The organism is Neptunomonas sp. CHC150 (assembly GCF_030397555.1).
Classification (GTDB): domain Bacteria; phylum Pseudomonadota; class Gammaproteobacteria; order Pseudomonadales; family Balneatricaceae; genus Neptunomonas; species Neptunomonas phycophila.
In genome coordinates this window covers 40,078-55,075 of the sequence record NZ_JAPNXU010000007.1, presented here as the reverse complement: position 1 = coordinate 55,075, position 14,998 = coordinate 40,078, and the positions used below count along the sequence as shown (strand labels likewise).

Genomic DNA, 14,998 nt, shown 5'->3' with positions numbered 1-14,998 from the left:
CTTTCGCTGCCGTCCTAAGCAAGGAGTGCGCATTCTACAGACACCCCATTTAGAGTCAACAGCCAAGTCGTAATTTTATTCATTTTTTTAAAATTAATAGAGAGACTTGACCCACATAGAACCTCTGCACCGCAATTTCACAAGCTGCTAACCGCGGTGATCCGACACAAAAGGGTTATTTTTCTTCTCATACCCCAAAGTCGATACTGGCCCATGCCCAGGTATAAAAACCACTTCGTCACTTAAACTAAAAAGCTTATCTTTTATTGAAGAGATAAGCGTAGGATGATCCCCGCCAGGGAAGTCTGTGCGCCCGATTGAACCATTAAAAATCACATCGCCAACCTGAGCTACTTGAGAGGCCTGATGATAAAACACAACATGCCCTGGCGTGTGGCCAGGACAATGTAAAACCGATAATTGCTCATTCCCCACTTGAACCACTTCACCATCTGTTAGCCACCGATCTGGCGTAAAGCTTTCAACTGCAGGAAAACCAAACATTGAACTTTGCTTCTTTAGCCCTTCAATCCAATAAAGGTCATCGTAGTGCGGCCCTTCAATAGGCAGACCTAGCTGCTCTTTTAATGCGCCTGTTCCACCTACATGATCTATATGCCCATGGGTCAGCAGAATTTTTTCTAGGACCACTCCCTCTTCTTCTATTGCCAGCAGTATCTTTTCGATATCTCCACCGGGGTCTACCACTGCCGCTTTTTTGGTAGCCTCACACCACCATAACGTACAATTTTGCTGAAAGGGCGTAACAGGAATGATTCGATATTTCATACATAAGCTCCTAGTAACTTGAGGCTATTATATACTAGGAGCTCATTAATACTGCCATCACCCACCGTCAATCGTTAGCTTCAGTTTTAAATGCCTTCACCATAGATAAGAGCTGATTCTCTACTGCTCGCAATTCTTTTGATGCCGACTCGCTTTTAGCACCCAAATCAGCATTATGCAGGGAGAGCTGGCGCAACGACTCTACGTTCTTTTGTATTTCCTCAATAACCGAAGTTTGCTGGCCAGCTGCACTGGCCACACTGACGGTTTGGCCTGATATACCGTCCATACTTTCAGTGACGGAACTAAACACTTGGCCTACAGCTCCTGACACGCTGCGACTTTTTTCAACCACACCTTTAGTTTGATCTAGCTTACTTACTACCATCCCGACAGAAGAAACTATGTTTTCTACCGTCGTACGTACTTCCGAAGTGGAGTCTTTTGTTCGGGTAGCCAACGTCCTTACTTCATCAGCCACTACAGCAAACCCCCGACCATACTCACCCGCTCGCGCTGCCTCTATAGCCGCATTGAGCGCAAGCAAATTTGTTTGCTCTGCAATTTCGGTTATCACCCCAATAACATGCTCAATCTCTACGGTATGCTGCTTTAAGTTTTGAGCTTCTTTCTCGGCCAGCTCCATTTGCTGGGAAATGCTGCTTATCGCTTCTATTATATCTTCTAGATGTTTACGCCCGTCCAGAGCTTCATTGTTAGCCTGCTGAACAGCATCTGATGTAGCCGTCATGCTCTGGGATATTTCTAAAGCCGAAGCGGCTAGCTCCTCGACAGAGACTGCTACCATATCTGTCTCCTCACTTTGTCGATTAGCGCCTTGCTTCGAATCAATTGATATTGACTCAGATGCAGTTACCACCCGATCAATTTCTCCGCAAAAATCCCCCAATCTTCCTAGCACGGTTTTGGTACTTGCCGTCTGCATCTGCAAACCGTACTCAACCGCCCCGATATTATCTAACCTGCCGGTAAAAAGTTTCTGCATCACTTCGTTAGACGATATGCCTTTTGCTTTGTTAGCCAACACATTCAAAGGCTTTATATAACCAAGATATAGCCCTGCAAGACCGCCCCCCTGAAGAAAGGCCAACAGCAATCCCAACAACCATTCTCCTTTTACAAACAAAGCTCCTAGCAAAACTAAAGAGAGCAACACAAACAGTCCAGTTGCGAATAGAGTCGAGCTTATGACTGATTGCTTAATAGGGTTGTTTCCATTATTGAGGGCGTTATACATTTTTATAGCGTCTTGCTTTTGAGCAGCAGACGGCAACGCTCTAACTGATTGATAGCCTACTTTTTCTCCATTTTGATACACAGGAGTAACGTAAGCATCAACCCAATAGTAATTACCATTTTTACATTTATTAACAACCAAGCCCCGCCACGGTTTGTTCTGCTTAAGCATCGCCCACATGTTTTCGAACGCTGCTTTAGGCATGAAGGGATGACGCACAATACGGTGAGGACTTCCGAGCAGCTCATCGTGTGAGTATCCACTGATCTTTACAAACTCATCATTAGCATAAGTGATACGCCCTTGAATATCGGTGGTGGAAATAAGCTGATCCGTGGCGGCAAAGGTAACTTCGCTCCCAGTAAGGGTGACTGATGGCATAAAAATCCCTGTCAATTGAATGTGAACCAAAACTGAATAATGTCTGTTGTAACGGCGTGCGAACTAATATCTTTAATATTGTCTTAGACTATAATAGTTCGTATTACTCATACTGACCCAAAAATGCTCAGACAATCATTTAAAGTAGAGATGCATGGCCTCGATTAGCGATTACACTCAACAACTGGCGGAACTACGCCCCAAGCTTGTAACCTTTACGATGCTTCAAATCCCTGATCGGAATTACGCAGAAGATCTCGTTCAAGACTCGATTATCGCGGCCATCGAGAGCATTGAAAAATACGAAGGCAAAGCCGCTTTTGAAACATGGGTTTATAGCATTTTGAAATATAAGCTAATTGACTATATTCGCCAGAAAAAACGCGAACAAGAGCGCTTTGTTTCTGATGAAAACGATGTTGATATTGACTCCTTTTTTAATAAAAAAGCTCACTGGAATGCCGACGATACTCCACAACAATGGCATAACCCCGAGGAGCTGCATCTACGTACACATTTTTGGGAAGTTTTTGATTTTTGCCTACTACATTTACCCAGTAGCACCGCTAGAGTTTTCGCTTTGCGCGAGCTAATGGAAATGGAAACAGAAGAGATTTGCGATAGTTTGGGCATTTCTGAGCAAAACTGCTGGACAATTTTGCACAGGGCTCGTTTAAAACTAAGAAGCTGTTTGGAGCGCGGCTGGTTTCTTAAAACAGGAGAAAGCGTATGAAGTCATGCGTCCAAGCGACTTATCTTATGTCTAAGCAATTAGATACACAATTAACACTTTTAGAGAAGATGAGTTTGCGAATGCACTTATTTATGTGCGGTAATTGTAATCTGTGTAACGATCAATTAACGACAATTCATGACTTATGCAGCCAGCGAATTACTGACATTCATTTAAAGGGTCGCGACAAGGAGTAACCCTTGTCGCTGTCGAGCACCAACTATTCACTACACCTTATGGTAAAGCTCTGCACCCGTACTTTTAAATTCCGCCGACTTTTCTTGCATCCCCTGCTCTGCTTTCGCGTTAATAGCCGCTACCTGCGACGCATCCAACTCGCGAACCTCTTGTGATATTTTCATAGAACAAAATTTTGGTCCACACATCGAGCAGAAATGTGCAACCTTCGCAGATTCTTTAGGCAAAGTCTCATCGTGGTAGGCTTTGGCAGTATCAGGGTCAAGACCGATATTAAATTGATCTTCCCAGCGGAATTCGAAGCGTGCTTTCGACATCGCATTATCACGTATCTGCGCTCCAGGGTGCCCTTTTGCTAAATCCGCTGCATGAGCCGCGATTTTATAAGTGATAATGCCCGTTTTAACATCATCTTTATTAGGAAGCCCCAAGTGCTCTTTAGGCGTAACGTAACACAACATAGCGCAGCCATACCAACCGATCATTGCTGCTCCTATCCCCGATGTAATATGGTCATATCCCGGAGCAATATCAGTCGTTAGAGGCCCTAACGTGTAAAAAGGAGCTTCGTGGCATTCGGTTAGCTGCTTGTCCATATTTTCTTTGATCATATGCATCGGCACATGCCCAGGACCTTCGATCATGACTTGGACATCGTGCTTCCAAGCTATTTTGGTCAGCTCACCCAACGTCTCTAGCTCAGCAAATTGCGCTTCATCATTTGCATCATACACAGACCCAGGACGCAGACCATCACCTAATGAAAAGGACACATCGTAAGCTTTACATATTTCGCAGATATCTTCGAAGTGCGTGTATAAGAAATTTTCTTCATGGTGAGCTAAGCACCACTTAGCCATGATTGATCCACCACGCGAGACAATCCCGGTCATTCGCTTTGCCGTCATAGGCACGTAACGCAACAAAACACCCGCGTGGATAGTAAAGTAGTCCACACCTTGTTCGGCTTGCTCAATTAACGTGTCGCGAAACACTTCCCAATTTAGATCTTCAGCAACACCATTCACTTTCTCTAGCGCTTGGTAGATAGGTACAGTCCCGATAGGGACAGGCGCATTACGTAATATCCACTCCCTCGTTTCATGGATATTTTTACCTGTGGATAAGTCCATGATGGTATCCGCACCCCAACGGGTTCCCCACGTCATCTTTTCTACTTCTTGTTCAATAGATGACGATAATGCGGAGTTACCAATATTACCGTTAATCTTCACTAAGAAGTTACGGCCAATAATCATTGGTTCACATTCTGGGTGGTTGATATTTAACGGAATAATCGCCCGGCCTTCGGCAACCTCTTTGCGGACAAATTCAGGCGTAATTTCATCGGGCAAATTAGCACCAAAACTAAAGCCTGGATGCTGTTGAGCAACGCTTTGCCCCTCCACTTTATTCTTAGCCAACTTCATGTTTTCACGGATGGCAATGAATTCCATTTCCGGCGTTATGATACCTTTACGCGCATAATGCAATTGCGTAACGTTGCAGCCTTCTTTAGCTCGGCGTGGCTTTCGAGTCAGCTCAAACCTTAATTCATCCAAACGTAAATCTGCTGCACGGGTTTGACCATAAACAGACGTCAAGCCATCAAGCAGAACAGTATCTTGTCGCTCATCTATCCAGCTTTCTCGCAAGGGTGCCAAGCCCTTGCGGATATCAATTTCCGCCTCTGGGTCAGTGTACGGCCCAGAGGTATCATAAACATACAGAGGCTCGTTCGGTTCACCACCAAATGCTGTGGGTGTTATATCTAAAGAAATTTCACGCATGGGCACTCGAATATCGGAACGGCTACCTTCGATATACACCTTGCGCGATTTAGGAAATGGCTGCACAGAGGCATTATCAACCTGTGCACTTTGGCTCAACTGGCGATTATTTGTCATAACTATCCTGTCATTATTCTGTTTATTAATATTCTCTGACGTCAGAAGTCGAATTCCAGAGCGTCGCGAAATGGTGTAAAGGCCCATGTCCACTACCTACATCTAACTGATCCGCAGCAGCTATAGATTCCGATAAATATACTTTGGCCTGTGAGACAGCCGCGTCTAAACTTAAGTGCTTAGCAAGCAGCGCAGTAATTGCTGATGAGAGCGTACAACCTGTACCGTGTGTATTTTGTGTATTAATTCGTTTGGCGCGATAAGCCTGTACATGCTTGCCATTCGAGAGAAGATCAATTGCATCATTATCTCCCTCCAAGTGGCCACCTTTTAGCAATACATGCTTGGCCCCTAACTCATGCAGTTTCGGCAATAGCGCATACATCCCATCAATAGTGGTGGGCTCATCAAGGCCAACTAAAGCCGCAGCTTCGGGTAAATTAGGCGTGATAAGATAAGCGCGAGGTAAGATCTGCTGCTTGAGCGCCGCTACCGCATTCATAGGCAATAGCGCGCTCCCACTTTTAGATATCATGACAGGGTCAACGACCAAGGGGATAGTAGGATAACGGCTCAGCGCCTGGGCCACTGTCTCTATGATATCAACGGAGCCCAACATACCTACCTTGATCGCATGAATAGCAATATCCGTTAGCACAGCATCGATTTGAGCGGCGATTACGTCATTAGGAATAGGGTGAATTGCTGAAACGGTGTGCGTATTTTGCGCCGTGACCGCTGTGATGACTGACGCTCCGTAAACACCGAGCGCAGAGAAAGCTTTTAAGTCAGCTTGTATGCCTGCACCACCTCCGCTATCAGAGCCTGCGATGGTCAGCACATTTGGGATTGCAAATGATTTCATCTCGATTCCTACGCCAGTGCAAACTGGATCAGGTTCAGCGGGTATCATCTCAGCCTCAACATAAGGCACCCCGACAAGATAAATTAAGTGTACGTTGTCCGCTTTTTTATGTCTATATTTGCTGAACAACAAGCGATTGAATGATCACTCAAGAATTCGGTATGAAAAATAGGACTTTTTCCTATATCCAAAAATTCTCACTCAGACATAATAACAACCGTGGATCTCCTGTTCATGGAACGAATGTAAGGAAGGCCTCGACAAGCGGAATGGACACAAGGATTGTCCGAATGGAATCAACTAATTAGCAATAATTAGCACCGCAAGGAAAAAGGAAGCCAAAAAGAGAACTTTGCATACGGATTTGCGAAGTTCTCACCACTTCCCACCTCGTTATACACTGAGCTACCTACTCTTCTTTAATACAAAACGCTTTACAACTTATCTCTAAAAATGATGACTATTTGACGATAGCAATAGTATGCGCCTACTCACGACAGCACACCAAAGCAAATAGGTTTGAAGCGGCAACAATCAGAAAATTGTATCAAAGAAGTATCTTAAAGCTCATGCAGGGACGCCTGTCGACAAGCCCCAAATGGATCGCACAACATCAGAGGCTGGCTCAGAGCAATCGCCCGCTATCCATTTAGCCAACCCGCCCGCTACATCTTGAAATAGTTGAGGTTCAGGTTGCGGCTTTTCCAGCCAATGCTGAAAATCACGAGGTTGGAAATCATCCATTACTGTAGCCAATTGAAGCCGATCTAAAAGAATGGCATTTGAGCGCTGTTCAGACTGACCTTGCATAGGCTTAGTTAAAAACTTTTTACCATACTGCATTGTTTCGCTAGCTAAGCCAAAGCCACAATTTGAAAACACCCCAGAACAAGCCGCTAAATCTTGCTCAAACCCTGCACGACTAAGAGGTTTAAAGTGAACATTATTGATTGAATGCGCAAAAGAACGCTTACTATATACGTGAAAGCGATAATCAGTAAACGAAGCAAACCAATCAATCAATGTTTCATCTGTTTCAAATGGGAGATAAACCAGAACCAGCCCTTCATCAACTGTCCTTGAATATTGGGGCGGGCTAATTAGAGGCGGAACAATTGTTCGGTTAAAGTGATCCCAATGCACCCCTACGGGTATCGTAACAGGAGCAAATATCTGAACGCCTAAACGCAACATCAACGAGCGCCAGCCATCGGGCAACTTGTGCATAAAAGCATACTGATGTGCGATACCAATAGACTTTTTACCGCGCAGTTTCGCCGCCCAAGCGGTCACCGGCTCAAAGTCAGAGAGAATAAGATCATAACTCTGGACATCCAGCGACTTAATATCACGGATCAGCGTGCTTAAACTATTCCTTGTGAGGGTATCCCACGACTTAACTTTTGCGCCCTCTCCCATGTAAAAGGTTAAACCGCGACGCGTTTGGTAGTCGCCGAACAACTCCATATCAAACAGTTCGTCAGCAGGGCGACCACTGAATAAGTAATCAACATCAACGCCGGCCTGCTTGAGCGCGGGTGCCATGACCCGTGCGCGTGTTATATGACCATTACCTGTCGCTTGCACACCATATAGCACCTTCATGACTACACTCGCCTCATAAAGCAAACCCAATAAGCACAGCCAACTCAGCGCAACAGATACCTAACGCAGCGCCAGCGGCGATATCCGTTGGATAGTGGACACCCAGCATTACACGAGAAAAACCTATCATCCCAGCCAACACATAACCAACGCCTGCAAGGGCTGGATAAAAAACGGCTAAAAGCGTAGCAAACAAAAAGGCGGCGGCTGAATGCCCGGAGGGGAAGCTAAACGTATCCGACGGAACAATAACCGCCTCAAACCCCTTAAGTGAGCTGGGCCTTGGACGTTTGATGGTGTTTTTTAGCAACCAGTAAACCGGGAGCTCCACTAAAAAAGCCAACAGCCCCGCCACCAAAAATGCCTGACCATGCTCGGCATCGAACACAGCAAAAGCTACCCCAATAACGGCATATAAGAGGCCATCACCTAGCCGGGAAATAGCCCGACTAATCAGCGCCACATGTGAATACGTTAAACGGCGCGTCTGAAGCCAGTTAAATGTCAGTGTGTCAAAGTCTGTTATTTTCTGGATGGTAAGCATCTTTAACCCCCAGTTAGCCCATGCAATTTTAGGTATGGTGGGTCAACTAGATGACAGACCGATGACAAAATACTGACTTTTATGTGACAACCATTGAGACTTATTGTTGAGCGATCCACTCAGAGACAAGATTGACTAGCCCATCGGGATTTTCCCATGGTTGCATATGCCCACCTGACACAACCGCTAATGTTAAAGCATGAGATTGTTGCTCGATCACCCTGTGTGCATATTCAAGTGACAACACCTCATCCTTTTCGCCCTGTATTAGCAATCCTGCAAGCTGCCGCTTACTATCTGATCTAGCGGAGCGCCAACTAAATATCGAGTTCAAAGTTTTAAGCGGGTAATCGAAAACAGCAAGCGGATCAGCCCCCATTTCATCGGCGGCAGGATGAGAAGCAATAAGGGCATCATAATCCAAGATCGACTTTAACGGCACTCGAGCCAGTGGGAAAAACGGGCTACTCATACCAATCCATTGCCAACCCAGACTATGCATGAGGTCGGGAGCTACTTCCGGCATCAATAACGTTTGGCAAATAACGCCAGATATTCGCGCATCCTTCTCGGCAGCGGCCATTGCTAATAACGAGCCGATAGAATACCCAAATAGATAAACAGGGCAAGTCTTTGAATCCGCTAGATACTCGATAACTTCACTAACGCCGTCAGCAATATCGTCAAGGGTGTACAACCCCCTAACACCGCCTGAATACCCGTGACCGGGATAATCCATACTAACAACGTCAAATCCTCGCCTACTCAGCTTATCCAGCAGCGGCGCGTAGTATTCAGAATATGTCCCTATGCCAGGCAAAAAAACCACCAGCGGTGATTTAGACTCAGCAAAAGAAGGATAATGCTCGTAGTGAATTTCACCTAACTTAAAAGTTTCTCGGCGCTCCAAAGAAGGCTCAAGCCCCATCTTTGCTCGCAAACGATCACGCAACCCTATATCCGCTTCAACTGTTGGCGTGAATAATGAAAAGTAGTCTACAAACACTCTAACAGTCTCCTTTTACTTTTACGCCATAATCAAGATATCTACCTAGTATCAACCCAAGCAGCAAAGATGCATTTTTTGGATACATCAACGCTGGCAACGGGAGCAAAACACCGTACTGCGCTGCCCCATGCGAACTTCCGTCAGTTCTTTATTACAAACTAAGCAAGGCTCACCGGCTCTACCATACACTGATAACGATTGAGCAAAGTATCCAGGCTTACCGTCGCTATCAACAAAATCCCTCAGAGTCGTCCCTCCTTGCTCAATTGCGGCGGACAATATTTTCTTGATTGCCGCAACCAAACGAGTCAGCTTAAGCTTAGATACTTTACCGGCCGGCTTCCTTGGATCAATACCCGCCATAAACAACGCCTCATTTGCGTAAATATTACCGACACCGACAACCACATGACTGTTCATCACCAACTGCTTAATCGCCACACTGCGCCCTTGGCTATGATTGATCAGATAATCAGCATTAAACGCGTCTGTCAGCGGCTCTGGACCCAGCGAAGAGATCAACGATAGTTCCTCTCCCACTGGCTGCCACAAAACTGAACCAAATCGGCGAGGATCCGTTAAGCGCAAGCACGCCCCCGAAGCCAAACCAATATCGATGTGATCATGCTTACCAGGCTCTACATAATGAGTGAGTACTCGCAAACTACCAGACATTCCCAAATGAATAACAATAGCTCCGCGCTCTGTCTCTAAAAAAAGATACTTGCCTCGCCGGCTCACGTTATTAACCGCAAGACCTATAAGCGACTGCAAAACATCGACAGGAACCGGCCAACGCATCTTAGGCTGACGCACAACAATAGAGGTGAGCGTCTGATTAATCACATGCGGAGCAACACCGCGCCGCGTTGTTTCTACTTCTGGTAGTTCTGGCAAAACGTAAATCCCAATTCATTTTGAATCATGCGCTATTAATAACAATGTACACACGCAGTTAACAAGCGCTTTAACCAATCACATCTCTCTTATGTACGCAGAACAAGCTCCACTTGTTTCTTTTAGACATAAAAAAACCCGGCCAAAGCCGGGTTTTCTGGAAGCACTAAATCTTATTTGATCTTAGCTTCTTTATACATAACGTGCTTACGAACAACTGGATCAAACTTTTTGATCTCAAATTTTTCTGGCATGTTACGTTTGTTTTTATCAGTCGTGTAGAAGTGACCTGTACCGGCGGATGAAACCAGACGGATCTTTTCACGGTTACCTTTTGCAGCCATGGTCTAGCTCCTTATACTTTTTCGCCACGAGCACGAACTTCAGTCAAAACTGAGTCAATACCCTTTTTATCGATGATACGCATACCTTTAGAAGAAACGCGTAGACGAACAAATTTGTTTTCAGATTCTACCCAAAAACGGTGCCAATGCAGGTTTGGTAGAAAACGACGACGTGTTTTACGTTGTGAGTGGGAAACATTGTTCCCTGTTACTGGACGCTTACCAGTAACCATGCAAACTTTAGACATAATTAATACCTTATTAGTCGATTAACTCTATTCAGATGTCTATTGGCTACGAGTAGCTAATATGCCACTTACGCAATAGCCTCAGGCGGAGCGTCCAAAAACCGGACAAGAATCCCATACCGGAAGTGAATAGAAGGCGCGCATTGTACAGAAAATCAACAACCCAAGCTACCGCTTTTTACGAATAAATCAAAACATTGCTAAACAGCGCCCACAATCACTATATCAACCCCCGTTCAGCAAATGAAACAACCTCAGGATCACCAATCACCATGTGATCCAACACGCGCACATCCACCAACTGCAGCGCATTGACCAAACGCTCTGTTATATGTCGATCAGCCGCCGAAGGCTCGGCAATGCCCGATGGATGGTTATGCGTCAAAATAACGGCCGCTGCATTCACTTCCAAGGCTTTACGCACGACCTCTCGGGGATACACCGAAGCCGCATCTATGGTGCCAAAGAACATAGGCTCAAACCGAATGATTCGATGCTTATTATCCATAAAAAGGCACGCAAAAACCTCTTGACGATAATGGCGCATCTTCGCCGACAGAAACATCCGAACCTCAGAGGGGCTCTCCATCACATCTCCACGCTCTAGCGATGCCAACAGGTGACGGCGGCTCATTTCTAAGACAGCTTGTAATTGAGCATACTTCGCATTTCCTAAACCAGGCCCCTGACAAAAAGCCTCTTGGCTGCTCTCAAGCAACTCTCTAAGCCCGCCAAAGCGCTGGAGTAAATCTCTCGATAAATCAACAGCACTAGTGCCCTTAATGCCTGTTCGCAAAAAAATGGCCAACAACTCTGCATCGGACAAAACCGCCGCGCCATGATGCAAGAGCTTTTCTCTCGGCCTTTCTAGCTCCGGCCAATCTGTAATTGCCATATCAACATCCCTTTATTTCGCTCTTTAGCTTCATGCTAAGCAACACAAAACTTATTCTACGAGCACAAGCTGACTATTAGCTGATCAGAACGACTACTCATATAAAGTACGACTTTATCGCCTTAACACCTACGCAACAAAATCGTGAGATGGTATCGTACACGCCTTTAGCATTGCAGCAGATTCGAGTGGTTCAAGGTATGCATAGACTTACTAACAAACAGGTCATTCTAGGTATTACAGGTGGGATTGCCGCTTACAAAAGCGCCGAACTAACACGCCACTTAAGAGCTGCTGGCGCGGATGTACGCGTTGTAATGACTCCCGCGGCTACCGAATTTATTACCCCCCTAACATTACAGGCCCTGTCTGGAAATCCGGTTCACACACAACTACTCGACCCAGAAGCGGAAGCCGGCATGGGGCATATAGAGTTAGCACGTTGGGCTGATATTATGGTTATAGCTCCCGCCAGTGCAGACTTTATGGCTCGCTTAGCTTCTGGCATGGGAAACGACCTGTTAACTACGCTGTGCTTAGCAACCGACGCCCCTATTTGCCTTGCCCCTGCTATGAATCAAGCCATGTGGCGATCAGCACAAACACAACGCAACGCCAAGACACTATCCACACAAGGCATTAAACTATGGGGGCCAGGCATTGGCGATCAAGCGTGCGGTGATACAGGGCCAGGGCGCATGCTGGAACCTCTCGATATTGCCGCGCGAACAGCCGCTAGTTTTGAAACAGGATCACTAGCCGGCCTGCGGCTAACAATAACGGCAGGGCCAACCCGAGAACCGTTGGACCCTGTACGATATATATCGAATCATAGCTCAGGAAAAATGGGCTTTTCGCTTGCGCAAGCCGCCGTTAGTGCCGGTGCTCACGTTACGTTAATCAGCGGGCCCGTCAACTTAGCGACTCCCGATCATGTAACACGCATAGATATCAACAGCGCTCAGGATATGCTTCAAGCCGCCAAATCCGACGCCGCCCAATGTGATATTTTTATCGCTTGCGCGGCTGTCGCTGATTATCGACCATCCGCTGTTGCAGAGCACAAGATCAAAAAAGGGAAAGAAGAGATCATGGAGCTTCATCTGATCAAGAACCCCGACATCGTAGCGACCATCGCTTCCAAAGTTAACGCTCCATTCACCGTTGGCTTTGCTGCCGAAACGCGAGACATAGTCAGTTATGCTCAAGACAAATTGGTTAGAAAGAAGCTAGATTTAATTATTGCGAATGATGTTTCCCGAACAGACATCGGCTTTAACAGTGATGACAATGCCGTCACTCTAGTCACTGCCGATCAGGTTACAGAACTCCCAATGATGCGTAAGCGCCAGCTTGCAACCTCATTAATTGACCATATTGCCCAACTTTATAAGGCCAACCGATGAACACTCTTCAAGTTAAAATTTTAGATCCTCGCATAGGCGATACGTTTCCGTTACCCACTTATACGACCCCGGGCTCTGCTGGCATGGATTTACGAGCCTGCTTAGACGAAACATTAACATTAGCACCCGGACAAACGGAGCTTATTCCAACAGGCTTATCTATTCACATTGCCGACCCCTCACTGTGCGCCATGATTTTGCCCCGCTCTGGGCTAGGCCACAAACATGGCATCGTATTAGGAAATCTTGTTGGCCTTATCGATTCCGACTACCAAGGCCAACTTTTTGTTTCTTGCTGGAACCGCGGTCAAACGACCTTTTCGATGGCGCCTGGAGAACGGATAGCGCAGCTCGTTTTAGTGCCGGTCGTGCAAGCTGAATTTGAAGTGGTCAACGAATTCAGCGACTCAGAGCGAGGCGACGGTGGATTTGGCTCTTCTGGCCGCTATTAACAGCTCCTATTAACCGCAAATAGTCACATTTAACGAAAGCCCGAGCAAAAGGATGGCAAAGTGAGCTGCAATTTAGACAATATAGATGACACTCTATTTCGTGCTTATGATATTCGCGGCATTGTAGGAGAAAGTTTAACTGAAGCCGTTGCGTATCACTTAGGACGCGCCTTTGCTGCCCAAGCGAGAGCTCAAGCTATTCGCAATACCGTTGTAGGAGCTGATGGCCGCCTATCTAGCCCCGCCTTAAAAAAACAACTCATTCAAGGCCTACTCGAGGGTGGCCTTGATGTTACCGACATAGGCTATATTGCAACACCGGTGCTTTACTTTGCGGCCCATCACACCGACACAAAAACCGGCATCATGATTACCGGCAGCCATAACCCCAAAGCGTATAACGGGTTTAAAATGATGATGGCGGGCAACACGCTGGCTGAACAAGACATACAAGCACTTAAGTACCGCATGCTGGATAAAAACTACGATAGCGACACCAGCAAACGGCTAGGCTCCCTACATTCTCACGATTTTCGCGCTCAATACCGCAAACGAATCTTGGACGATATCAGCTTGCCTCGGCCACTCAAAGTAGTCATAGATTGCGGCAACGGGATCCTTGGAGAAACAGCCCCATACCTGCTTGAACAGCTTGGTTGCGAAGTTATCCCACTGTATTGCGACGTAGACGGTAACTTTCCAAATCATCACCCCGACCCTAGTAAAGCCGACAATTTAGCTAAGTGCATCACTGCCGTTAAAACCCAACAAGCCGATGTAGGGCTCGCCTTCGATGGCGATGGTGATCGTGTTGGAGTGATTACTGCAGATGGCAACATTATTGACGCTGACAGGCTCACCATGCTGTTTGCCGAGGATGTCCTCACTCGAAACCCTGGTGCAAAAATCCTCTTTGATGTGAAATGCTCTCGTCAGTTAGCCCACGTCATCACCCAAGCAGGCGGCGTTCCCACAATGTGGAAAACAGGTCATTCAATGCTCAAACGAAAAATGAAGGCTACTGGGGCATTGCTTGCTGGTGAGATGTCAGGGCACATTTTTTTCAAAGAGCGCTGGTTCGGTTTTGATGATGGGCTCTATGCTGCCGCCCGTTTACTAGAAATTTTAGCCTCCCAACCAGAACCTTTAGCATCTCTGTTTGCGCGTTATCCACAAGACATCAGCACACCAGAGTTGTCCGTCGAGGTTTCCGAAGCCTCAAAATTCGCTATTATCAAAGAGCTTCAACAGCACGCCTTTCCTGAGGGTAGCAAAACACTGATCGATGGTTTACGAGTAGACTATGCTGATGGATGGGGCTTATGTCGAGCCTCAAATACCACACCGACGCTCGTACTTAGATTTGAAGCCGATAACGAAACAGCGTTAACCCGTATAAAAAACCAATTTCAGATACAATTACACGCCATAGACTCAACAATAAACATTCCTTGTGCGTGAATGCCA

General features: G+C 46.2%; 16 protein-coding genes and 1 riboswitch. Of the genes, 5 read left to right on the top strand and 11 right to left on the bottom strand.

The window, feature by feature from the left end; translation table 11 throughout:
* Positions 1–147 precede the first annotated feature (147 nt).
* Entirely contained in the window at positions 148–789 is a 642-nt protein-coding gene (locus tag OW491_RS09235; protein WP_290035708.1) for an MBL fold metallo-hydrolase, read from the bottom strand.
* A gap of 67 nt (positions 790–856) precedes the next feature.
* Positions 857–2,428 (bottom strand): PAS domain-containing methyl-accepting chemotaxis protein, encoded by a 1,572-nt coding sequence (locus tag OW491_RS09230; protein ID WP_075180305.1) that lies wholly within the window; start codon positions 2,426–2,428, stop codon positions 857–859.
* 154 nt (positions 2,429–2,582) lie between these two features.
* Between OW491_RS09230 and OW491_RS09225 the strand changes: the two genes are divergently transcribed.
* Positions 2,583–3,161: a sigma-70 family RNA polymerase sigma factor gene (locus OW491_RS09225; RefSeq protein WP_178967799.1), complete on the top strand. Its 579-nt coding sequence runs from the start codon at positions 2,583–2,585 to the stop codon at positions 3,159–3,161.
* Positions 3,158–3,358, top strand: a complete 201-nt coding sequence (locus tag OW491_RS09220) for a zf-HC2 domain-containing protein (RefSeq protein ID WP_075174215.1) — start codon at positions 3,158–3,160, stop codon at positions 3,356–3,358. The genes OW491_RS09225 and OW491_RS09220 overlap by 4 nt, the downstream gene beginning before the upstream one ends.
* Before the next feature lie 30 nt (positions 3,359–3,388).
* On the opposite strand, the gene thiC is transcribed toward OW491_RS09220, so the two are convergent.
* The 9 genes from thiC to radC form a co-directional block, all read right to left on the bottom strand.
* Positions 3,389–5,266, bottom strand: coding sequence for a phosphomethylpyrimidine synthase ThiC (gene thiC, locus OW491_RS09215; protein WP_075174216.1), 1,878 nt, complete (start codon positions 5,264–5,266; stop codon positions 3,389–3,391).
* 25 nt (positions 5,267–5,291) lie between these two features.
* Positions 5,292–6,131: a bifunctional hydroxymethylpyrimidine kinase/phosphomethylpyrimidine kinase gene (gene thiD, locus OW491_RS09210; protein WP_215152586.1), complete on the bottom strand. Its 840-nt coding sequence runs from the start codon at positions 6,129–6,131 to the stop codon at positions 5,292–5,294.
* A riboswitch (TPP riboswitch) is annotated at positions 6,120–6,214 on the bottom strand. It overlaps the preceding gene by 12 nt.
* Before the next feature lie 484 nt (positions 6,215–6,698).
* Positions 6,699–7,736 carry an MJ1255/VC2487 family glycosyltransferase gene (locus OW491_RS09205; RefSeq protein WP_290035704.1) on the bottom strand — a complete coding sequence of 346 codons (1,038 nt, stop codon included), beginning with the start codon at positions 7,734–7,736 and terminating at the stop codon, positions 6,699–6,701.
* Positions 7,737–7,749: 13 nt separating this feature from the next.
* Positions 7,750–8,280 (bottom strand): phosphatase PAP2 family protein, encoded by a 531-nt coding sequence (locus tag OW491_RS09200; RefSeq protein WP_290035702.1) that lies wholly within the window; start codon positions 8,278–8,280, stop codon positions 7,750–7,752.
* Between the two features lie 100 nt (positions 8,281–8,380).
* Positions 8,381–9,286, bottom strand: coding sequence for an alpha/beta fold hydrolase (locus OW491_RS09195; protein ID WP_290035701.1), 906 nt, complete (start codon positions 9,284–9,286; stop codon positions 8,381–8,383).
* 87 nt (positions 9,287–9,373) lie between these two features.
* Positions 9,374–10,186: a bifunctional DNA-formamidopyrimidine glycosylase/DNA-(apurinic or apyrimidinic site) lyase gene (gene mutM / locus OW491_RS09190; protein ID WP_290035700.1), complete on the bottom strand. Its 813-nt coding sequence runs from the start codon at positions 10,184–10,186 to the stop codon at positions 9,374–9,376.
* Between the two features lie 173 nt (positions 10,187–10,359).
* Entirely contained in the window at positions 10,360–10,530 is a 171-nt protein-coding gene (gene rpmG, locus OW491_RS09185) for a 50S ribosomal protein L33 (protein WP_075174222.1), read from the bottom strand.
* An 11-nt stretch (positions 10,531–10,541) separates the two neighbouring features.
* The gene (gene rpmB, locus OW491_RS09180) at positions 10,542–10,778 is read right to left on the bottom strand and encodes a 50S ribosomal protein L28 (RefSeq protein ID WP_075174223.1); all 237 of its coding nucleotides are present in this window, start codon (positions 10,776–10,778) and stop codon (positions 10,542–10,544) included.
* Positions 10,779–10,998: 220 nt separating this feature from the next.
* Positions 10,999–11,673 (bottom strand): DNA repair protein RadC, encoded by a 675-nt coding sequence (radC, locus tag OW491_RS09175; protein WP_290035697.1) that lies wholly within the window; start codon positions 11,671–11,673, stop codon positions 10,999–11,001.
* A 200-nt stretch (positions 11,674–11,873) separates the two neighbouring features.
* On the opposite strand from radC, the gene coaBC reads away from it, so the two are divergent.
* Genes coaBC through OW491_RS09160 form a run of 3 tightly spaced genes read left to right on the top strand, consistent with a single transcriptional unit; the run spans position 11,874 to position 14,992 of the window.
* On the top strand, positions 11,874–13,079 hold the full coding sequence (gene coaBC / locus OW491_RS09170; RefSeq protein WP_290035695.1) for a bifunctional phosphopantothenoylcysteine decarboxylase/phosphopantothenate--cysteine ligase CoaBC: 1,206 nt from the start codon (positions 11,874–11,876) through the stop codon (positions 13,077–13,079).
* Positions 13,076–13,531 (top strand): dUTP diphosphatase, encoded by a 456-nt coding sequence (gene dut / locus OW491_RS09165; RefSeq protein WP_290035693.1) that lies wholly within the window; start codon positions 13,076–13,078, stop codon positions 13,529–13,531. Before coaBC ends, dut begins: the two co-directional genes overlap by 4 nt.
* 60 nt (positions 13,532–13,591) lie before the next feature.
* Positions 13,592–14,992, top strand: coding sequence for a phosphomannomutase/phosphoglucomutase (locus OW491_RS09160; RefSeq protein WP_290035692.1), 1,401 nt, complete (start codon positions 13,592–13,594; stop codon positions 14,990–14,992).
* The last annotated feature ends 6 nt before the right edge of the window (positions 14,993–14,998 follow it).